Consider the following 20,902-nt stretch of genomic DNA (forward strand, 5'->3'; position numbering starts at 1 on the left):
TAGGTTCTGTTTTATTTTTTTCATCATGTTACGTATACTGAACGTATCGTTTATATTTCGGGAAGGAATGATTCATATGCAGAGTAAACGAGGACGGCCGCGTGATGAAGGAACGCATAAGGCAATTCTTGCTGCAGCCTATGAGCTATTGTTGGAAAAAGGCTTTGATGCGGTGACAGTTGATAAAATTGCAGAGCATGCGAAAGTGAGTAAAGCAACGATTTATAAATGGTGGTCTAACAAAGCTGCCGTTATCATGGACAGCTTTCTTTCGACTGCTACGGACAGACTGCCTGTGCCTGATACAGGATCGTCAATACAAGATATCGTAACCCACGCCACGAATTTAGCACGGTTTTTGACAAGCCGGGAAGGAAACGTTATTAAGGAATTAATAGGTGCAGGGCAGTTGGATGCAAAATTGGCAGAAGAATATCGCACACGATTTTTCCAGCCGCGACGCCTTCAAGCGAAAGGCCTTCTAGAAAAAGGAATTCAGAAAGGTGAATTGAGAGAAAATATTGATATTGGAGTAAGCATTGATCTCATTTACGGACCGATATTCTATCGGCTGCTTATAACAGGAGACGAAGTAAATGATTCCTATGTGCATAATTTGGTGATGAATGCGTTTAAAGGGGTTCAAGCTACTTGAATCTGAATACTTTAAATCGTGTCCGTTCCTACATAACTGTCAATTAGTAAGGATCTTGTTTCACATGCTATTTACGATGCCCGCGGGCATCTTTTTCTTTTGTATTCTTCAATCCTATTTTAAGATGTCCTTCATATAAAGGATGGATTATATAAACAAAATCTTATATAATAAAATCACATGCGGTTTTATTTTCTTGATGAAAACGTCAGCAACTGATCTATCTAAAGGAGAATGCATCATAAATTAGCCGATATATAAGGATTTAATTATATATGAATTGGAGGAGTTCATTTGACTGTTGATTCAAAAATTGGAATTGAAACGATGACTCGCTGTTTAAAAACACTTAGTGACCAAACAAGGCTCATGATGATGAAATTATTTCTTGAAAAAGAATATTGTGTTTGTCAGTTGGTTGATATGTTCGACATGAGCCAGCCAGCCATCAGCCAGCATTTACGAAAATTAAAAAATGCAGGGTTTGTGAATGAAGACAGAAGAGGGCAATGGCGTTATTATTCTATCAATAAATCATGTGCCGAGTTTGGTGCACTACAATTTCTCTTATATCAAATCGATCAGGAGGATGAATTGTTTCTGCACATAAAACAAAAGGAAACTCAAACGTCTTGCAGTAAGGAGGTATAAGATGACTTCAGTCATTTTGGCAGTATTTATATTTTTATTAACGTTAGTATTAGTCATATGGCAGCCGAAAAACTTGTCTATAGGATGGTCAGCCTGTGGCGGCGCAGTTTTGGCGCTAATTGCCGGAGTTGTTACGTTTCATGATGTGTTAACCGTGACAGGGATTGTCTGGAATGCGACATTGGCTTTTGTAGCTATCATTATTATCTCGTTAATCCTTGATAACATCGGTTTCTTTGAATGGGCGGCGCTTTATATGGCTAAGGCTGCAAAAGGAAACGGTGTGCGCATGTTTGTGTATGTGTCTATATTAGGAGCTATCGTCGCGGCATTATTTGCAAATGACGGTGCGGCTCTTATCATGACACCCATTGTATTAGCGATGGTCAGGGCATTACATTTCAATGAAAAATTAGTATTTCCTTTTATTATAGCGAGCGGGTTTATTGCAGATACAACTTCGCTTCCATTAGTCGTGAGTAATTTGGTCAACATCGTTTCGGCAGATTATTTTCATATTACGTTTATTGATTATGCATCCAGAATGATTGTGCCGAACTTGTTCTCATTACTGGCGAGCATCACTGTTCTTTATCTTTTCTTCAGAAAAAGCATACCAAAACGTTATGAGCTGACTGAGGTGAAAAAGCCTATGGAGGCGATCAAAGATCGAAACATGTTCAAACTATCATGGTATATCTTGGGGCTGTTGTTAGTTGGATACTTCGTAAGTGAATTTTTATCGATCCCTGTATCAGTGGTAGCGGGTATCATCGCAATCTTTTTCTTAATTGCCGCACAAAAGAGTCCAGCCGTTCATACGAAAAAAGTATTAAAAGAAGCACCATGGGCTATCGTGTTTTTTTCAATTGGCATGTACGTTGTTGTGTACGGCGTCCGTAATGCAGGATTGACAGATGTCCTTTCAGGTGTGATACAAGCGGTGGCCGATCAAGGATTGTTTGCCGGTACGATTGGAATGGGCTTTATCGCGGCGATTCTTTCTTCCGTTATGAATAATTTGCCGACTGTGATGATTGATGCATTGGCTATTGCCGGCACAGATACACATGGGGCGATGAGAGAAGCGCTCATTTATGCAAATGTGATCGGCTCAGATTTAGGGCCTAAAATCACGCCGATCGGTTCCTTGGCGACATTGTTATGGCTGCATGTCCTTTCACAAAAAGGTGTGAAGATTTCTTGGGGCACTTATTTTAAAACTGGAATCGTACTTACAATCCCAACATTATTGATTACACTTGTCGGCTTGTATATTTGGCTGATCATCATCCATTAAAGGAGAAGGTACACATGTCAAAGAAGACAATCTATTTTTTATGCACGGGAAACTCTTGCCGCAGTCAAATGGCTGAAGGGTGGGGGAAAAACTGCCTTGGAGATCAGTGGAACGTATACAGCGCAGGAATCGAAGCTCATGGGTTAAATCCTCGAGCTGTAAAAGCAATGAAAGAAGCGGGGATTGATATTTCCAATCAAACCTCAGATATCATTGATCCGAGCATTTTAAACAATGCTGATTTAGTCGTTACGCTTTGTGGTGATGCCGCAGATAAATGTCCAGTGACCCCGCCGCACGTAAAACGCGAGCATTGGGGATTTGATGATCCGGCAAAAGCAAAAGGAACCGACGAAGAAAAGTGGGCGTTTTTCCAAAGAGTGCGTGATGAAATTGGAGAACGCTTAAAACAATTTGCTGAAACTGGGGAATAAAAATATTAGATATACTCAGTATTTGTGAAAAAATTGGTGATCCCATCAATTATTGTTCAACAGGTGAGCTCAGTGCAGGCACCTGTTTTTTATTTTACTTGCCTGAGTTCTGAACCGCCGCTTAAAAGCTGAGACAAAGGAAAATTGATTTTGTTAACAGAATGATGAAGGAGACGTTGTTTGAGAGGAGTTGTCGGTTTGCGGGAATTAACAAAAGAAAAATATAACAGCATAAAAACATTGTTTGTTGAATCATTTTGTCCCACATTTGTCTATGCAATATTAGAACAAACCATTCCGGGAGTTGTTTATACAGATGACCAAACATCCCCTAGATCGTTTTTTATAGGGACTGAATCAGGAATTTATTTTATTGCGGGAGAAGAAGAGAATCAAGTTTTTAATGATTTCATTGCTGAATATTATGAAAAGCAAGCGAAATCAACAAAAAGATTTACTCTGTTTTCTGCTAACGATACATGGGATCAAATATTGAAAACAATACTGAAAGACGATTTGAATCAAATGAAAAGAGTGGCGTTTTCTTTTCAGCAAAAACCTTCTAACACAACTTTGGAACTTCCAAAGGAGCTTGAATTGAAAAGAATAGATGAAGACATTATTGCAAACAGTACAGAGTTTAACAGCGCTTACTACAAGGAGTATTGGAATTCTGCCTCACATTTTTTAGGAAAAGGTTTCGGATTTGCCGTATTACATGGCAATCATGTTTTGAGTGAGTGTACTTCTATCTTTTTAGGGAACAATCGAGCAGAAATGGATATCTACACACTTGAAGAATATAGAGGCACGGGTTTGGCTTATTGTGTGGGAAGTAAATTTATCGAATTTTGTCTGGGAAATGGGATGATCCCTAGTTGGGATTGTGATGTTTGCAACAATTCGTCCATGACACTAGCAGTTAAATTGGGCTTTAAGCCAGTAACGGGGTACTCTATTTATTTTTCTGGATCATCTTAATGTAAGAAGTTTGAAATTCTCAGGCTGTTGAGAAAATCTCGACAGCCTGAAGCTCCCTTAAAAAGGAGCTTTCTATTCTTCAAAATAAGGATTCACATGAATAAGCACTTCTTCCACGTCTGCAAACTGTCTTTTGATTTCATTTCGGATTTCGCGGGCAATGTCATGTCCCTGCTTAATCGTTAAATCATGATCTAATGATAAACGGACATCAAGCAATTTATAGTGGCCATGTTCTCTCGCTCGAATTTTATCGAGCCTTTTTACTTGAGGAAAATGCAAAATAATAGCCTTATATTCCTCGATCAGCTCGGGATCAACACTTTTTTCCATCAACACATCAACAGATGGCTTGATTAATTCCATTGAAATCTTAAAAATGAGGTAAGCCACGATGGCACTGGCAATTGCATCGGTGTACAACAGATAGGACCAGCCGCGGGAGTTTCCTATAATTGCTAATAGGACGCCGATAAAAGCGGCAAGTGAGGCAACGATATCGCCTTTATGATCGTATGCAATCGCTATAATCGCTTTGCTGTTCCATTTTTCCCCTTGTTTTATGGAATAACGATATAGGATCTGCTTCGCCACGTAGGAAATGAGAGCGGCAAATAATGCGCTGTATTGTGGAACGCTCGGTCCTTCAACAAAGGACAGAATCGCTTCTATTAGGATATAAACGGATACGATCACTAAGATCAGTCCTACAATTGCTTCACTAATGACTTCAGCTTTTCCATGCCCAAAAGGATGATCCTGATCAGGCGGTTTATTGGAAATGCCGATCACCGCCAGAACAGCAATCGAAGCAACGACATCCGCTGCGGAGTGTATTCCATCTGCAAAAACGGCTTCACTATCGCCGATCAGCCCAAAAAAGATCTTTCCTGCCATTAAGATCAGATTCGCTATTAATGCAATCAAAGCGACCTTTTTGCTTATTTGTTCTCTTTCACTTGCCATTTTTTCCTCCTGTAAAATTGTACAAAAAAATAGGAGTGCTTCTTACGCTCTCCGTATTTTTTCTTGTGTCATCACTTTGCTTATCATACCAATTCCATTTCGAGTGGGTCTATAGCAACGTTGTTTCCTATTTACTAATAAATAAGGTGACAGAAAAAAAGTTGGAGCCAGGCTAAACAAACAGAAAAAAGAAAACAATTTTGAAATGAACTGTTGACATTGAAGTATTTATGTTTTATTATTATCTCATATTCAAGATATTTTAATTCAAGATAATTAACCAAACCTGATTGTTGAGCAAGGAAAAGATCAAAGAAGAGGACGGCTTCACTTTTTGTTCATATGAGAATTGATTTTTTTTAATATAATATCTCGAATTCGAGATAAAAGGAAGTGCATGAGAAATGGCTGAATTTGTACAGTTAGTGAATGATAGAAGATCTGCAAGCAACTTCCTTTCAAATCATCCAATCATGAAGGATGAGCTCAACGACATATTTGAATTGGTTGCATTGGCTCCATCAGCTTTTAATTTGCAGCATACAAAATATGTGACAGTTCTAGATCCGGATGTAAAAGAAAAGTTGAAGCAGGCCGCAAACGGACAATATAAAGTGTTTAGCTCATCTGCGGTTCTTTTGGTTTTAGGGGATAAGCAGGCGTATCAGCAAGCAGCTGACATCTATGAAGGGTTAAAGGCGTTGGGGATACTCAATAAACAAGAATATGATCATATGGTTCAAGACACTGTTTCATTTTATGAAAACAGGGGAGAACATTTTATGAGAGATGAGGCGATAAGAAACGCTTCCCTTTCTGCGATGATGTTTATGCTTAGCGCTAAAGAAAAAGGCTGGGACACTTGTCCAATGATCGGTTTTGATACTGAAGCCGTAAAGCAGGTTTTGAATATAGATGACCAATTTGAGGTTGTCATGATGATTACAATCGGTAAAGAAAAAACAGAGAGCAGAAGGCCGCGCGGCTACCGAAAGCCTGTGAATGAGTTTGTTGAGTATATCTAAGTAAACGTGTAAAGGAGCGAATAAAAATGGCGAAAAAAACGATGGGAATCCATCATATTACAGCAATTGTCGGTCACCCTCAAGAGAATACAGATTTTTACGCAGGAGTACTGGGACTCCGATTGGTCAAGCAAACGGTCAATTTTGATGATCCGGGTACGTATCACCTTTATTTTGGGGATGAAGGCGGGAAGCCGGGAACAATCATTACATTCTTTCCGTGGGCGGGCGCCCGTCAAGGCATCATTGGAGACGGACAGGTTGGCGTGACATCTTACGTCGTACCGAAGGGTGCCATGGCGTTTTGGGAAAAGAGACTTGAAAAGTTCAACATTCCATACACCAAAATCGAGCGTTTTGGAGAACAATATGTAGAGTTTGATGATCCGCACGGTCTGCACTTAGAAATCGTGGAGAGAGAAGAAGGAGAAGCCAATACCTGGACGTTCGGAGATGTCACACCTGACGTAGCCATCAAAGGTTTTGGAGGCGCCACATTGTTATCAGCTCAGCCTGAAAAAACAGGTGAACTGCTAGAAAACATCATGGGGCTTGAGCGAGTCGGTAAAGAAGGAGACTTTGTTCGTTATCGTTCTGCCGGTGATATTGGAAATGTGATTGATCTTAAATTAATGCCTATTGGACGCGGACAAATGGGAGTTGGCACAGTGCATCACATCGCTTGGAGGGCTCAGGATGACGAAGATCAATTAGATTGGCAAAGATTCATTGCTGCGCACGGATATGGTGTGACTCCTGTGCAGGATAGAAACTATTTTAATGCGGTTTACTTCAGAGAACATGGGGAAATCTTATTTGAGATCGCAACTGATCCGCCGGGTTTTGCCCATGATGAATCACAAGAAACGATGGGCGGCAAACTGATGCTCCCTGAGCAGTATGAACCGCATCGGGCTCAAATTGAACAAGGGCTGCTGCCGTTTGAAGTGAGAGAATTAGATTGATTTATAGATGAACGTGAAGCATGAAGAAAAATAAAAAGACATACATTTAACAGATGATTGCTGGAAGCGGCTGTCGGGAAAGAAGCTGCTTTGCAGCACATCATATAATATGAAAAATAAGGAGAGATAAAAATGGAAGATGCAGGACTATTACTTATTCGAATCATGATCGGTGTGGTGTTTCTGTTTTATGGATCACAAAAATTATTTGGCTGGTTTGGAGGATACGGCATTAAAGGAACAGGCCAATGGTTTGAGTCAATTGGGATTAAACCAGGAAGCGCCGCGGCCGCTTTATCAGGCCTTGGGGAATTGGCAAGCGGAATTCTGTTTATTTTAGGTGTATTCCTGCCGCTCGGAGCTGCAATCATAACGATCATTATGTTAGGTGCTATTGTAAAAGTTCATGGAGCGAAAGGGTTTGCCAACGGCGCTGGCGGTTTTGAATATAACTTGGTGCTGATTGTAGTCTCCATCGGAGTTGCACTCATCGGTTCAGGAGCTTACGCCTTGCATTTTTAATATAAGTATTTAAGAACAGTTACTGCAAAGCGGTAACTGTTCTTTTATTTTTCAAGCACAACGATCAGATGCTCTGAATAGCAAAAAAGCGGATATGTTCAATATAAATGTGTATAGTGAATGATATGCATATTGAAAGTCATGAAAGACGGGTCCATTGAAGGAGGAATTTGATGAAAGAGATGGAAGAATTACATTCATTAGGTGCCATAGAGAATTTTATTAAGCAGCACCAATTCAGCTTTATCTATATATCAAGACCCGGCTGTACAGTATGTCATGCTGTTCTGCCGCAGCTTAGAATCGTATTGGATCAGTTTCCAAGCATTAAATTGGGGCATATCAATGCTGACGAGGTAGGAGAGGTTGCCGGTAGATTTTCAGTCTTCACTGTTCCTGTGCTTCTTTTGTTCATTGATGGAACTGAGTTTCTGAGAGAAGCCCGTTTTGTCCATTTTGAACAGCTCGAAGAAAAGCTGAAAAGAGTTTATCGGTTATATGAAGATAAATAAAGTGATACAGCTTTCAAATAAAAAGCCTCCCTTAAAGGGTTCATGCTGCCGAGAAAATTCCGGCAGCATGAGAACATACATGTATTCTTTTTTGTACAGTCACTTTATTCTTCAATAGGTGAAGATGGATTATCTGTCTGCCCTTGATCACTGATATCATTATCAGAGCTTGTCGAAATGATAATCGAAGTAGAAGGGGAGCAGTCTCCTAATGTGAAATTCACTCCGTAATTCTTGCTGTTCGCCGTATGGCTGTTTTGTAAGTTTTGTCCTATATCGGCATTGGCGTTTTGTGTGATTCCGTTTATGGTGAAATTCGAGATGTTGATTTGAGAACGCATGCTCAAAAAGCTCCTTTCATTCTAAAGTAGATGACATTGAGGCTGTGGGCAATCTATTATCTGGTATAAATAGGATATTTTGATTTTGAGTATTAGCATAAACTTAACGGTAAAAAATGATAGATTATCTCAAAATCATGATGAAAGGGAACATATCTTATGAACAGTTAGATTCCGCTGGAAAAACCGCCTGATTCGTTCAGGCGGCAGCTCATGATTGTCATCTAAGAATTTGGTGTATCATGTTGATTTTGCCTAAAGGATATGATTGTGGTTTTTAATGAGGAATAGGAGCCGATAGCGGCGTAGCCGTAAAACCATCCCATAAATACGCCGGAAAAGAGGCTGTGTCGATGACTGATGAAAACCGATATGATAAGGCCTGTCATCAGGGCGGCTGACGGGACAAATGTTTTTGGGATCTTAAACAATATTTTGAGGATTTGGGTAATCAAGATGATGGTCGGAACAGCTATCACAGCATCCCAAAAGTTTGTGTGAATAATTGGAAAGTTCATACGGCACCTCAGTACATAAAATAATAAAAGTTCGTTTACGCTAAAATCTGGTTGAGCAGTTCTTGTATCGCGTTTGTGATGTTTTGACTGCGGGCTTGATTGGAGCTTGTTTGACTGAATAAGGTGCGTTCAAAAACCATTCCTGTATTGTTTCCCCCAGCCCCCTCTGTTGTTTTAGACACAGAGAACGGACTGATCGAAATTGCAGACCCATTATTGAAAACGCTGTTTCCGGATAACGAATGAATATTTACAGGGCATTTCATCATTCATCTCTCCTCTCACTCCATGATTATTTATACAATATGGCATGCGGACAGCAATTGCGTAAACAAAGCGGCAAAAATATACAATGGTAGACAAAAAACCACATCATGTTTTTAGGACAGCCTTTTAGGCGTATTTTTTTTATTCTTTTTACCGATTTCATCAAAAATATTTTCATTGGTTGATTGCTGGGCTTGTCCATCTTTCCTTATGAAGTCCGAGTGAATGAGTTTTTTTAAGTCCCTTACAGTTAAAGGCTTTGCATCCTCAGTTAATTCTATTCCCAGTTGTCCGTTTGCTTCTAATGTCGCACTTTTAACATCTTGTATAGATGACACCCCATGAAGCCTCAACTGCATTTCAAGCTGATCAACTGTGAGTCTCATTTTTTTTAAGTTTTCGATATGAAGCTGTCCATTTTCAATCACGATCTTTGCTTTTCCCGTTAACATCTTTTCAGCAATGTTCGATCTCATTTGAATCCATTCCATCATAATTAGTGTCATTGTAAAGATAGCGGCAGCGATCAAGGTTTTAAAAAGACTGTATTCAATAATCGGCTGAACGATAATCGTTCCGATTGAAATCATGACAACGGTTTGAGTTGAAGTCATTTGTGCGATTGATTTTCTTCCTGAAATTCTTAATAAAATGACTCCGGCTATAATGAGAACAAAAGCTTCCCAAGTAAAATTCATGCGACCACCTGACCAATGAGTAATGGATTTGTCATGAAGCGGCTTTGCAGCCATTCGTGACTTAATATATCCGAAAGGCTGACGCTTCATTCTGTTATGTACATGATAAATTCTGGCCTGACCAAATGTTTCTGGTATAGATGGATAGCATAAGTCAAACAATGACAGGAGCAGAGATTTTTTAGCGGGGAGCGCCTTAAGATGATTGAAATTGAAGTTGTCATGAGAACAATTGTCAGCGTTGTCTTACTGTTAATTGCAGAACGGATTTTGGGCAAACAGACGATTCTCCAGATGACGATTTTTGATTTTATTGCAGCGATCACACTAGGAGCGATTGCTGCCGGATTAGCATACAATACGTCATTAAAACCACACAATATGGCCATTTCCTTTGGTATTTTTGTGTTAACCATTTTTCTGATTTCGTTTCTGTCGATTAAGAACAGAAAGCTGAGAAAATTTTTTGCCGGAGATCCTACAGTCCTTATTCAGAACGGTAAGATACTGGAATCAAATATGAGGAAAATGCGTTATACACTTGATTATTTAAATCAGCAATTACGTGAAAAAGATATCTTCAATATTGAAGAAGTTTTGTATGCGATCCTTGAGACGAATGGGCAGCTGACTGTGTTAAAAAAACCGCAATTCCGGCAGGTCACCAGACAGGATTTAATGATTGCGGTACATCGCGAAAACAGGCTTCCAATCGAGCTTATTATGGACGGAGAAATCATTGAGAATAATGTAAAGCAGAATCGTTTGACGGAATCTTGGCTTCTGGCCGAATTGAAAAAAAGAGACATACAGGTGGAAGAGACTGTGTACGCAGTGCTGCTGGGCAATGGGGAGATTTATGTGGATCAATATAAAGACCATATATCAGTTCCTATAGATAAGGAATGAAAAGAACCATCTTAAAGTCCTTTACCGAATGCAATGGTTTCAATCTGTCTGGGGTATGAAATGTGAAGAATCCCGTTTAACAGCTGAACCTGCAGTAAATGGGATTCGGCGGCTTCCGGAAGCTGAATGGTTTGCTCAAAATCGCCGTAATACCGTTTACGCAGCACCTCCATTTCAGAGGGGAAAACAGGCATGATCGTTCCTTTGATGAACAGCTGGGTTTTAGATTGTAAACGGATTGTTAATTCCTCCTCGTATACACCGGGCATTTCCACAATGATAAAATTATACTCGTCATCTTGATAAAAGTCATAAACAAGCGTAAAAGCATCGGAATCAAAAAATTGTTCAGGGGTTTTATACTTGAGCACATTTGTCCAAAAGTCACTTTGCTTATATTCATTTGTAATCTCAAGCCACTTTCGGATTTTTTCGAAATCCATCTAAGATCCTCCTTAAATTTGATTTGAAATTGGTGCAGAAGGGTTGCCAATTTGGTCTTGGTCACTAACGTCTGAATCAAGATTTCCAGTGTTTAATAGAGAAGAAGAAGGTGAAAAATCTCCTAGAGAAAAGTTTGCCCCAAAGTATTTGCTGTTCGCTGTATGGCTGTTGTGTACAGTTGGACCGACATCAATATTTCCGTTTTGCGTGACGCCGTTTATCTTAATATTTGCGATGTTAATTTGGTATGGCATAAACGAAACCCCTTTAATCTAATATTGGCGGTACTGGAAGCGGAGGAGCATTCACATAAGAATTATCAGAGTTTCCGATTTCTGTCTGATCATTTACATCAGGATCATTTAAGAAGTTTTCCATGATTGATTCCGCAGGTGATGTATCACCGAAAGAGGAGTTAATCCCTTGAGATTTATTATTGGCGGTATGGCTGTTATGCGCGGCTTCACCTATTGTAATTGAACCATTGCCCGAAACGCTGTTGATCTTCAAATAATATAGGTTGATTACTGTAGACGGCATCCCATCACACCCTTCCATGATTCTGTACAGTTACAGTATGCGCCGGGGCACCCAATTGTTCCTTGGGAACGTATGAATGATGTAAGGGATCACACAGGCGGAAAAGTCTCTGTATTGACAATGGGAGTGATTATTCAAAAGCTGCTGATCATGAAAGTGAAATGGTGCAAAGAACTAGTATTCATACTTTCAAAGTAAAGAAGCTATCCTTAAGACGGTTTTCACTGCTGACTGAGTCACTTCTTCTAGAAAATGATGAAACTACGGGGAATATGTCAAAACGGGTGCTGTGGGCTTTTGTTTTTTTGCTTCTAGGCTCAGAAAAAACGATTTTTCCTACATTGTCCATAGCATTGAAAGAGCAGAACAGCGGCTCGACTGTTTTGACTCCGTCATCGACATGGATACCGTCGCTTTGTTTGTCATGATTGGACATGTAGCCGTTTTTATTAACCAGCAAAGATGCGGCAAGCCTCGCCGCACAAGTTTTATTTTGATTTGCAGGAAATCTATTTCTCTTAGCGAATGATAGAGAGTCAGAGGCTTAAACCGGCTTTTTTATACGCAACGACTTTCCGGCACCGGCCGGGCTTTTTTATAAGGAGGGATACAAGATGACATTAACCTTGGAAGACATGACTGTGGAAGAGTTTGAAGCATTTCGCAGGATGTCCGTGCAAAATTATGCGAAACAAAACATTACCTCGGGAACGTGGACGAAGGATGAAGCGTTGGAAAAATCAGAGCAGGCCTATCGAAACATGGTACCGGAAGGACGAAACAGCAGCAATCATTATTTTTGGAACATTATAAATGAACAAGGGGAAAGGATGGGCTGGCTCTGGATGTATGCTGACCCGCTTCACCCGCAAAAGGAAGCATTTATCTACTCCTTTGGAATATATGAAGCCTTTTGCAGAAAAGGACTTGCTCAATTAGCACTGAAAACGCTGGATGAAAAAGCAAAGGAGCTTGGCGTGGAAAGGCTTGCGCTTCATGTGTTTGCACACAACGAGACGGCCGTCCATCTTTATCAGAAGATGGGCTATGCCATGACTAATATTCGTATGCGAAAGCAGCTGTGCTGATAATAGCCAATTTTGGTGAATTTAAAAAATACCAAGGACGAACAGTCCTTGGTATGCCTTAATTATGATTGGTCCAGCTCTTTCATCTGTTTCGTAAGCTTAATGAAAGCTTGATCGAGGTCCTTGTACCCGGTATCTTTTGGCGTCATCAAACTGAGCTTTCCAAGCACTTCCTGTCTTTCTGTCTCAAGCTTTAAGCGAAGGTCCTCCTGGTCATTTCTTTCTGTTGGAACGTCATTCAATTGCTTTTTGATGCCATTGTCCGAGATGACGAGTTTACTGTTGGTTGTTTTTTCGAGAAAGTAGCGGTCATGTGAAACCGCCAGCAATGTTCCGCTGTATTGTGCCAGTGTTTCTTCCAGCTGTTCGCGTGACGGCAGGTCGAGGTGATTTGTCGGTTCATCTAAAATGAGTACGTCTTTTTCCTCAAGAATATATGCCATCAGCTTGATCTTTACACGCTCACCCATACTCATATATTTGATCGGCTCAGTCCATTGGGAAGCGGTAAAACCTAAGTGCCTCATCAGACTTTGAACGTGTCCTCTAGCTTTGTATGTTTCATTATCAAATAACTCTTCCGGTGTTTGTTCTAAAGGCAAATCAAACACTTCCTGCGTTAAATAGCCGATATGTGCAGACGGCGACACCCATACACTTCCATCCGCTGTTTCCTGTCCTAGAATGATTTTCAGTAATGTCGTTTTTCCGCTGCCATTTGGACCTATGAGCGCAATCTTTTCACCGTGCTGAATCGTAAAATGCGCGTTTTTAAAGAGAGTCCTTTCACCGAAAGCCTTCGTTATATGCTGAACGTCTAAAAAACGTTTTCCTGTTTTTTTGGTTGTATCAATTGAAAAGCGGACAGTATACTCTGGCTCAACGGCTTCCGCCTTTGCTTTTTCCAACTCTTGTTCAAGCCGCTTTCGCTTAGATGTAATCTGGGCATCTGTACGCTTCGCTTTTACACGGTGATATTCTTTAAATCCTTCCTGTTTCGTCGATTGGGCGTGGCCTTTTTTCGACCATGAAGCAAGTTCTGTCATTTGTGCTTCGATCCGTTCAATCGTTTTTTGCTGTTTTTCATATGCACGCTGCTGGGCGAGCCTTTTCTTTTCCCGGAGCTTCATATAACCAGAGTAATTCCCCTTGAATTCAATTAGCGTTTGATCCTCAAGCGACCATATCTTTGTCGCGACTTCGTCTAAGAAATATCGGTCGTGGGAAACAAGGATCACAGTGCCTCTATAATGTTTCAGCTCTTGAATGAGAAGCTGGAGGCTTTCTTCATCAAGGTGGTTTGTCGGCTCATCTAACAGTAAAAGATCAGCCTCCTCTGACAGTCCTTTCGCCAGACGCGCTTTCAATTTTTCACCGCCGCTTAACTGCTGGAAATCCCGCACGGGCACACGCCATTTCTTCAGTAATTTCTTCTCGGCAGGCGTCTGATCCGTAAAGGAATATGACGCTGTTTCCTGTTCAACCAATGTCATCTTTATATCCTGCCGAACGATTTGCCCGTGTGCAGGGGCTAAGTCATTGTATATGAGGTGCAGCAGGGTGGATTTCCCGGCGCCATTTTTGCCGATAATGCCAATGATATCTCCTTGCTGAACTCTTGCGTTTGCGTTTTTAAAAACAGTCAAATCCTTCACTTCATAGCTGACGTTTGTTACTGTTACGATTTCTTTCATCCATATCCCTCGCTTTAATGGGAGAATCAAAAAAATCCTCCCAAATGTGTTGGAAGGATTAGCCGCGCCTTGCATGAACAAATAAGCTATTCTTTATAAATAGCCATATCGTATATATAGAAAATGGGCAGACTAATCCTATTTTTTCTGATTTGAAATATTGATTTCAAACGGTAAAAATAAGATTAGTTAATCATTGTCCGCCCATCATCCCTTCTTGTTTTGATTACAAACACTATAGCATATCTTCAAATTTAAAAGCAAAGGTCATTTCCATCAAAAAACTCCTGCTCTCATTTCTGAGGCAGGAGCTTTGATTTTATTGCAGCTTCGCTTTTCTCACCTTATAAATCACAATCAGCAAAATAAACCAAACCGGCGTAACAAATAAGGAAACGCGAGTATCCTGTGCCAATGCCAGAACAACAAGGATAAACGCCAGGAACGCAAGAATCAGGTAATTTGTAAACGGGTAAAGCGGAAGTTTAAACTTGTTTGTCTTTGCTAATTCAGGTCTTGTTTTACGGTATTTCAAATGACAAATGACCGTAATCCCCCAAATATAGATAAAGCAGACGGTTGAAATGCTTGTAATCAGTGTGAATACGCCTTCGGGCATGATGTAGTTTAACGTAACACCGATTAAAATCACGATAGCTGAAAAGAACAACGCATTTCTAGGTACTTTACGCGGAGTCAGTTTCGCCATTGATTCAGGCGCATTATGATCTTTTGCAAGGGAATAGACCATACGGCTTGTACTGAATACAGCACTATTGCAGGCTGAAGCAGCGGATGTCAATACAACAAAGTTGATGATGCTTGCTGCCCCGACGATGCCAACCGCGACAAACACCTGCACGAACGGGCTCTCGTTAGGATTAATGACATTCCAAGGATAGATGCTCATAATCACGAGAAGTGCCCCGATATAGAAAAGCAGTACCCGGACAGGGATATTGTTGATCGCCTTAGGGATTACTTTTTCAGGGTTTTCTGTTTCACCGGCCGTCAGTCCGACCAGCTCAATGCCGACAAAGGCAAACACAACCATCTGGAATGAGAGGATAAACCCATGTATGCCATTCGGGAACATCCCCCCGTGACTCCAGAGATTTGAGAAGCTGGAGACTCCTGAGCTTGTGGAAAAACCTTTGAAAATCATCACAAGGCCAATGACGATCAGCGCCAGAATAGCAATAACTTTAATTAAAGCAAACCAAAATTCTAATTCTCCAAAAAGCTTGACGGTTGCCAAGTTCATGATCAGTAAAATAATCAAAGCGATTAAGCCGGGCACCCATTGCGGCACACCCGGGAGCCAATATTGAGTGTAGAGCCCGACAGCTGTCAGATCAGCCATCGCAATCGAAATCCAGCAGAACCAATAGGTCCAACCGGTGATAAAGGCTGCCATGTCTCCTAAATAATCTTGTACAAAATCAACAAAAGAGTGATAGTTCAAATTCGATAACAGCAGTTCACCCAGAGACCTCATAATTAAGAAGCAAATGAGCCCTGTGAACATGTAAGCAAATAGAATCGACGGTCCGGCAAAATGAATTGATTTTCCTGAGCCGAGAAATAAGCCTGTCCCAATAGCCCCGCCGATGGCGATGAGCTGAATGTGCCTGTTTTTCAAGCCTCTCTCCAGTTTTTGCTGATTTATATTGTTTTTCGTCATGTCATCTGTCACTTTGTGTGTTCCTCCATTGAAAATTGTTTAATGAGTCAGCAATATATTTTAATGATTATTATAACACTAAAATTTCTATCTTTTTTACTATATAGGAAATATGAAAAGAAAATTTAAGGTTTTTTAAATGATCCATCATAAAACGAAGCGGCTCAATCTAGGAGCCGCTTCGTTTTTATGCCATTTCTGTTTTTTTCATGTATAGGTAGAGTCCGTAATCTGTCGAAGTGGATGCGTATCCGATCTGCCTCAACATTGCCGTGATATTGCCGCGGTGATAAGTCCCGTGATTGACAACGTGGGGAACGAGCTCAGAAACAGCTGTTTTCATTATCCCGCCTGAGGGGTTTTGAATCTGTAGAGGCTTATTAAGCTGTTCTTCTTGCTGTAAACATATTGTATATCGTTTAGATAACGTCAAAAACAGAGCTTCCATTTCCTCCATTTCTTTTGCGGCTGTCTGTTCTTTAAGCTGTTCAGCTAAAGCCAAAGCATCGCTCATATTTTTGCCGGAAAATACTTCAATCCAGCCCAGATCAGAAAGGTAGACATGAGACAGTACATGGGATATCGATGGAAACACACTTTGAATGTCTTGCCGGTACACCTCTTTCGGAAGCTCTTTTAATCGATTGAATATTTGCTGATTGGCCCAGACGTTATATTCATACAAAGTTAATAAAAAATCTGTCACGTTCATTTCCCCTTTCGCGTTTATAACTCCTAGTTTACACAAACAAACTTTCTTTTGGGGATCATAAATAAAATATGTTGACAGACATAGTTTAGGGAAATAAACTAATGAACGTTGATCATAAAGTTTAGAGGGGTAAACTATAGGGAGGAGGGGAAGATGTTGAATGAACAAAAGCTATGTCAGGCGATCAACCTGTTTGTGGAAGTGTTACTTGAAGGAACAGAGTTTGTACATCATGAAATCAATCAGGATGTCTTCAAGCATATCTCAAGGGAACAGGCTGACCTGTTGAAAATCTTAAAAGTTAAGGGCCCAACCTCTCCCGGCAGCCTCGCCATGTATCAAAATGTACATAAGAGTGCAATTTCAAACAGACTGAAAAAGCTGCTTGATAAGGGATTGGTGGAATGGGATGACTGTCAGGTGAAAAGTGATAAGCGCTCGAAGCTGATTAGCATCACAGCCAGCGGTGAAAACATACTAGAAGAATTAGATGCAGCCATCTTTAACGCTCTTAAAGAGCTGATCGATGATATAGATGAGGAACACTTAAACTCTATCATAGAGATCTTTACAATTCTAAAAAATAAATTTAAAGGAGGAGATCCAGCCAAATGAGAGCGATCATTACATTTAAATGGGCCATTTTTGCCGTTATATTAGCACTTACCGTCGTATTAAGTTTGTTTTCTCCGAACTTGACGGAGCTTGCCAATCAAAAGGGGCAGGCCCAGCTTCCGGCTGATGCTGTATCAGAAAGAGCAAATGCCATTTTAAAGCAAGCTGGTGAAGACAATCATTCAATCAGTGCAGTCTTTACATTAGACCACGCGTTGAAGAAAGAAACAGAGGGCGAGCTCCGCACAATAATCGATAAAATCAAAAAGATCGACGGTGTGGATGAGGTCACGTCTCCTCTGACTGCGGAAAAAGAAGTCAGAGACCAATTGATATCAAAAGACAAGAAAACCGTCCTTATTCCTGTCACGATCACAGGTTCTGATAAAAAAGCGGAAAAAATCGCGGATGACATTTATAAAATTGTCCCTGAGGATTTGACGGCATATATTACGGGAGCTTCTCTCATCAATCAGGATTTCGCCCACAGCTCAGAGGAAGGGCTTAAGAAGACGGAAGTGATCACAGTCTGCTTAATCATCGGTTTATTGCTGATCGTGTTCCGATCTGTTGTGACGCCTTTTATCCCGATTGTGGTTGTCGGTTTTTCTTATTTGATCAGTCAATCCATATTGGGGATCCTTGTGTACAATGTTGATTTTCCGATCTCGACGTTTACGCAAACCTTCTTAGTCGCCATTTTGTTCGGTATCGGAACAGATTACTGCATCCTGCTTCTTACTCGATTCCGTGAAGAATTGGCAAACGGGCATGACAAAAAAGAAGCTGCGCTTATTGCTTACCGTACAGGGGGAAAAACCTTATTTATCAGCGGATTTGCAGTATTGATCGGATTTTCCGCCTTAGGGTTTGCGAAGTTTGCGATTTTCCAATCTGCAGTGGGAGTCGCAGTAGGTGTCGGAATTTTAATGATCATCCTCTACACATTGCTGCCATTATTTATGGTGACACTGGGTGAAAAATTATTCTGGCCTTCTAGAAAAGTATTATCACATAGTGACAATAAATTATGGGCGTTTCTTGGCAAACACTCCGTTGCACGTCCGTTTCTGTTTATTGTCATCACGGTCATAATTACGCTTCCGTTCATCTTAACTTATGATGACCAGATTTCGTTCGATTCGACTGCGGAAATCAGCAGCAAGTATAAATCAGTAAAAGCGCTCGAGGCCATCAAAGATGGATTCGGTGAAGGGAAAGCGTTCCCGATCAATGTTGTCGTAAAAGGAGACAAAGACCTCACAACAGCTGATACAATTCCTTATCTCGGAAATATCAGCAAAGCGATCGAGAAAGTCGATCATGTTGACTCTGTCATGACCATTACACAGCCGACCGGTGAAAAAATCAAAGATTTATATATTGATAAGCAGCTGGGCTCAGTTTCAGACGGGCTGGATAAAACGGTAAAAGGAATCGCCGATGTCCAAAGCGGTTTAACGGATATTGAAAACGGATTGAATCAGATGGCAGGGCAAACCGGTACGGCCTCTAATAGCAGCTCCGGCGGTTCACTGGGCGATGCGGCCGAAGGATTGGGCAAAATCAATCAGCAGCTGCAGCTCGTGAGCAAACAGGTTTCTCAAACGGGTAATACCGCTCAGACCGCACAGCAGCTTACAGCAATCAGCGGACAGCTAGGCCAGATTCAAACCGGGCTTGAACAAGCGAACCAGCAGCTTTCAGGCCAGCAGGCCCAAGCCGGAACCTTGTCAGAAAACCTGAAGAAGCTTGCCGATGGTGTAAAGAGTGCAAATAACGGTTTGACGAAAATCTCTGACGGAATAACAGTTTCCAGCGATATGCTAGAGGATATGAGCAAAAGCTCAACTGTAAGGGATACAGGGATATTCCTTCCTGATCAAGTCATGAAGGATAAAGACTTTAAGAAGTCCATTGACCAGTATTCCTTCGCAGACGGAAAAGGTGTGCAATTAAGCGTCGTCTTAGATTCCAACCCTTATTCAGAACAAGCGATTACGACAATAAATCAAATCAAAAAAGCTGTAGGAAACGAAGTTGACGGCACTCCTCTGAAGGACGCTCAGATCGTATACGGCGGGGTCACAAGCATGAATGCGGATTTAAAGGAGCTGTCTACAACGGACTTCTCTAGAACAATGATGATCATGATTATTGGCCTGTTTATCGTGTTAACCATTTTGTTCCGCTCCATGATCATGCCGATTTATATGATTGCGTCACTGCTGCTGACGTACTATACGTCGATATCGATCACAGAATTAATTTTTGTAAACGGCTTAGGAAGCGCCGGCATCAGCTGGGCAGTACCGTTCTTCAGCTTTGTTATCTTGATCGCGTTAGGCGTGGATTATTCGATCTTTCTGCTGGACCGGTTTAAAGAAGAGGTGCACATGGGCATTGAGCAGGGGGTCATCCGATCAATGAGCAAAATGGGGTCTGTCATTATAACGGCTGCCATTATTTTGGCCGGCACGTTCGCGGCGATGATGCCTTCAGGCGTCAATACGCTGATGCAGGTGGCAAGTGTTATTATTATCGGGCTGCTGCTTTACGGTCTTGTCATTCTTCCGCTGTTCATTCCGGCAATCATTGCGACCTTTGGCGAAGGAAACTGGTGGCCGTTTGGCAAAAAGAAAGTCAAAGAATAATCTCATCAGACGTGTTAACGAAAAAACAGGCCAGACGATCAAACGGCGGCTTTATGTAAAACAAAGAGCCTGGGGATATCCCCAGGCTCTTTGTTTTATTTCCATTCTGCAATTGTATCAATCGGCAGGCGGTAGGAAGCATAGCCTTCGTCTGCTGCTTTTCCGATAGAAAGAAGCATAACCGGTACATAACGTTCTTTATCTAGTCCGAACGTTTCCGCGATATTTTCTTTATCATAACCGCCGATCGGGTTTGTATCGTAGCCGTGCGCGCGTGCAGTCAGCATGAGCTGCATGGAAACAAGGCCACCGTCAATCAGGATTGTTTCGCGGTTCGCTTGTGCCGGAAGCTTTTCAAAATGAGCGGTCAGCGCAGCGATTTGTCTGTCTTTGACCTCCTGCGGCATGTAACCGAGTTCCACGGCTTTTGAATAGATTTCTTCTAAATAGTCTGCATTGTTCATGTCTGCAAATACAGCGATGACGGCAGATGATGTTGCAACCTGTGTTTGGTTAAAGCTTGCAAGCGGTGCGAGCTTTTCTTTTCCTTCCGGGCTGTCAATGACGAGAAAACGCCATGGCTGTGCATTGACAGAAGATGGCGCTGTCGTTGCTTCCTCTAAGATTTCTGTCATCTCTTCTTTACTGATTTTTACTGTCTGATCATAGTTGCGAATGGAACGGCGTCCTTTCATAATCTCCATAAAATCATTTGTTTTGATCATGT

25 protein-coding genes are annotated in these 20,902 nt (G+C 41.2%); 13 read left to right on the forward strand and 12 right to left on the reverse strand.

Annotation, left to right across the window (positions count from 1 at the left end):
• Positions 1 to 76 precede the first annotated feature (76 nt).
• From BTW01_RS16825 to BTW01_RS16845, 5 genes are all read left to right on the forward strand, one after another.
• Positions 77 to 655: a TetR/AcrR family transcriptional regulator gene (locus tag BTW01_RS16825; RefSeq protein WP_162104128.1), complete on the forward strand. Its 579-nt coding sequence runs from the start codon at positions 77 to 79 to the stop codon at positions 653 to 655.
• 327 nt (positions 656 to 982) lie between these two features.
• Positions 983 to 1,306: an ArsR/SmtB family transcription factor gene (locus tag BTW01_RS16830; RefSeq protein WP_162104172.1), complete on the forward strand. Its 324-nt coding sequence runs from the start codon at positions 983 to 985 to the stop codon at positions 1,304 to 1,306.
• A gap of 1 nt (position 1,307) precedes the next feature.
• Positions 1,308 to 2,606 (forward strand): arsenic transporter, encoded by a 1,299-nt coding sequence (locus tag BTW01_RS16835; RefSeq protein WP_162104129.1) that lies wholly within the window; start codon positions 1,308 to 1,310, stop codon positions 2,604 to 2,606.
• 14 nt (positions 2,607 to 2,620) lie between these two features.
• Positions 2,621 to 3,040: an arsenate reductase (thioredoxin) gene (arsC, locus tag BTW01_RS16840; RefSeq protein ID WP_162104130.1), complete on the forward strand. Its 420-nt coding sequence runs from the start codon at positions 2,621 to 2,623 to the stop codon at positions 3,038 to 3,040.
• A 198-nt stretch (positions 3,041 to 3,238) separates the two neighbouring features.
• Positions 3,239 to 4,021 carry a GNAT family N-acetyltransferase gene (locus BTW01_RS16845; RefSeq protein ID WP_202923614.1) on the forward strand — a complete coding sequence of 261 codons (783 nt, stop codon included), beginning with the start codon at positions 3,239 to 3,241 and terminating at the stop codon, positions 4,019 to 4,021.
• Between the two features lie 72 nt (positions 4,022 to 4,093).
• On the opposite strand, the gene mneP is transcribed toward BTW01_RS16845, so the two are convergent.
• Positions 4,094 to 4,987 carry a manganese transporter MneP gene (mneP, locus tag BTW01_RS16850; RefSeq protein ID WP_162104132.1) on the reverse strand — a complete coding sequence of 298 codons (894 nt, stop codon included), beginning with the start codon at positions 4,985 to 4,987 and terminating at the stop codon, positions 4,094 to 4,096.
• Positions 4,988 to 5,391: 404 nt separating this feature from the next.
• Between mneP and BTW01_RS16855 the strand changes: the two genes are divergently transcribed.
• The 4 genes from BTW01_RS16855 (at position 5,392) to BTW01_RS16870 (ending at position 8,011) form a co-directional block, all read left to right on the forward strand.
• Positions 5,392 to 6,012 carry a nitroreductase family protein gene (locus tag BTW01_RS16855; RefSeq protein ID WP_162104133.1) on the forward strand — a complete coding sequence of 207 codons (621 nt, stop codon included), beginning with the start codon at positions 5,392 to 5,394 and terminating at the stop codon, positions 6,010 to 6,012.
• Between the two features lie 26 nt (positions 6,013 to 6,038).
• Entirely contained in the window at positions 6,039 to 6,977 is a 939-nt protein-coding gene (locus BTW01_RS16860) for a ring-cleaving dioxygenase (RefSeq protein WP_162104134.1), read from the forward strand.
• A 132-nt stretch (positions 6,978 to 7,109) separates the two neighbouring features.
• Complete coding sequence (locus BTW01_RS16865) at positions 7,110 to 7,499, forward strand: DoxX family protein (protein WP_162104135.1); 390 nt, start codon at positions 7,110 to 7,112, stop codon at positions 7,497 to 7,499.
• A gap of 173 nt (positions 7,500 to 7,672) precedes the next feature.
• The gene (locus BTW01_RS16870; protein WP_162104136.1) at positions 7,673 to 8,011 is read left to right on the forward strand and encodes a thioredoxin family protein; all 339 of its coding nucleotides are present in this window, start codon (positions 7,673 to 7,675) and stop codon (positions 8,009 to 8,011) included.
• A gap of 104 nt (positions 8,012 to 8,115) precedes the next feature.
• Here BTW01_RS16870 and BTW01_RS16875 read toward each other — a convergent pair whose 3' ends face one another.
• The 4 genes from BTW01_RS16875 to BTW01_RS16885 form a co-directional block, all read right to left on the reverse strand.
• Positions 8,116 to 8,352, reverse strand: coding sequence for a spore germination protein (locus BTW01_RS16875; protein ID WP_162104137.1), 237 nt, complete (start codon positions 8,350 to 8,352; stop codon positions 8,116 to 8,118).
• Positions 8,353 to 8,576: 224 nt separating this feature from the next.
• Positions 8,577 to 8,870: a hypothetical protein gene (locus tag BTW01_RS18555; protein WP_238391434.1), complete on the reverse strand. Its 294-nt coding sequence runs from the start codon at positions 8,868 to 8,870 to the stop codon at positions 8,577 to 8,579.
• A 35-nt stretch (positions 8,871 to 8,905) separates the two neighbouring features.
• Positions 8,906 to 9,139, reverse strand: a complete 234-nt coding sequence (locus BTW01_RS16880) for a spore germination protein (RefSeq protein ID WP_162104138.1) — start codon at positions 9,137 to 9,139, stop codon at positions 8,906 to 8,908.
• A gap of 111 nt (positions 9,140 to 9,250) precedes the next feature.
• Positions 9,251 to 9,835: a DUF421 domain-containing protein gene (locus BTW01_RS16885; protein ID WP_202923612.1), complete on the reverse strand. Its 585-nt coding sequence runs from the start codon at positions 9,833 to 9,835 to the stop codon at positions 9,251 to 9,253.
• A 201-nt stretch (positions 9,836 to 10,036) separates the two neighbouring features.
• On the opposite strand from BTW01_RS16885, the gene BTW01_RS16890 reads away from it, so the two are divergent.
• Entirely contained in the window at positions 10,037 to 10,744 is a 708-nt protein-coding gene (locus BTW01_RS16890) for a DUF421 domain-containing protein (protein WP_162104140.1), read from the forward strand.
• 11 nt (positions 10,745 to 10,755) lie between these two features.
• Here BTW01_RS16890 and cotP read toward each other — a convergent pair whose 3' ends face one another.
• From cotP to BTW01_RS16905, 3 genes are read right to left on the reverse strand one after another with little or no spacing between them, the layout of a single operon-like run.
• Positions 10,756 to 11,187, reverse strand: a complete 432-nt coding sequence (gene cotP / locus BTW01_RS16895) for a spore coat protein CotP (protein WP_162104141.1) — start codon at positions 11,185 to 11,187, stop codon at positions 10,756 to 10,758.
• 12 nt (positions 11,188 to 11,199) lie between these two features.
• Positions 11,200 to 11,442: a spore germination protein gene (locus BTW01_RS16900; RefSeq protein WP_162104142.1), complete on the reverse strand. Its 243-nt coding sequence runs from the start codon at positions 11,440 to 11,442 to the stop codon at positions 11,200 to 11,202.
• A gap of 13 nt (positions 11,443 to 11,455) precedes the next feature.
• On the reverse strand, positions 11,456 to 11,728 hold the full coding sequence (locus tag BTW01_RS16905) for a spore germination protein (protein ID WP_162104143.1): 273 nt from the start codon (positions 11,726 to 11,728) through the stop codon (positions 11,456 to 11,458).
• Between the two features lie 614 nt (positions 11,729 to 12,342).
• On the opposite strand from BTW01_RS16905, the gene BTW01_RS16910 reads away from it, so the two are divergent.
• On the forward strand, positions 12,343 to 12,816 hold the full coding sequence (locus tag BTW01_RS16910) for a GNAT family N-acetyltransferase (RefSeq protein WP_162104144.1): 474 nt from the start codon (positions 12,343 to 12,345) through the stop codon (positions 12,814 to 12,816).
• Between the two features lie 62 nt (positions 12,817 to 12,878).
• Here the strand turns inward: BTW01_RS16910 and abc-f are convergent, their stop codons facing one another.
• The 3 genes from abc-f to dinB all read right to left on the reverse strand — a co-directional run bounded on the left by abc-f (position 12,879) and on the right by dinB (position 16,900).
• Positions 12,879 to 14,510, reverse strand: a complete 1,632-nt coding sequence (gene abc-f / locus BTW01_RS16915) for a ribosomal protection-like ABC-F family protein (RefSeq protein ID WP_162104173.1) — start codon at positions 14,508 to 14,510, stop codon at positions 12,879 to 12,881.
• Positions 14,511 to 14,829: 319 nt separating this feature from the next.
• Positions 14,830 to 16,206, reverse strand: coding sequence for an amino acid permease (locus BTW01_RS16920; RefSeq protein ID WP_162104145.1), 1,377 nt, complete (start codon positions 16,204 to 16,206; stop codon positions 14,830 to 14,832).
• Between the two features lie 175 nt (positions 16,207 to 16,381).
• Positions 16,382 to 16,900 (reverse strand): damage-inducible protein DinB, encoded by a 519-nt coding sequence (dinB, locus tag BTW01_RS16925; RefSeq protein WP_162104146.1) that lies wholly within the window; start codon positions 16,898 to 16,900, stop codon positions 16,382 to 16,384.
• Between the two features lie 162 nt (positions 16,901 to 17,062).
• Here dinB and BTW01_RS16930 point away from each other — a divergent pair, with 162 nt between their 5' ends.
• On the forward strand, positions 17,063 to 17,521 hold the full coding sequence (locus BTW01_RS16930) for a MarR family transcriptional regulator (protein WP_162104174.1): 459 nt from the start codon (positions 17,063 to 17,065) through the stop codon (positions 17,519 to 17,521).
• Positions 17,518 to 20,175: an MMPL family transporter gene (locus BTW01_RS16935; protein WP_162104147.1), complete on the forward strand. Its 2,658-nt coding sequence runs from the start codon at positions 17,518 to 17,520 to the stop codon at positions 20,173 to 20,175. Before BTW01_RS16930 ends, BTW01_RS16935 begins: the two co-directional genes overlap by 4 nt.
• Positions 20,176 to 20,270: 95 nt before the next feature.
• Here the strand turns inward: BTW01_RS16935 and BTW01_RS16940 are convergent, their stop codons facing one another.
• Entirely contained in the window at positions 20,271 to 20,900 is a 630-nt protein-coding gene (locus BTW01_RS16940) for a nitroreductase family protein (RefSeq protein WP_162104148.1), read from the reverse strand.
• Between the last annotated feature and the right edge of the window lie 2 nt (positions 20,901 to 20,902).

The sequence above is a fragment of the Bacillus sp. SKDU12 genome, from assembly GCF_010093085.1.
Taxonomy (GTDB): domain Bacteria; phylum Bacillota; class Bacilli; order Bacillales; family Bacillaceae; genus Bacillus; species Bacillus mexicanus.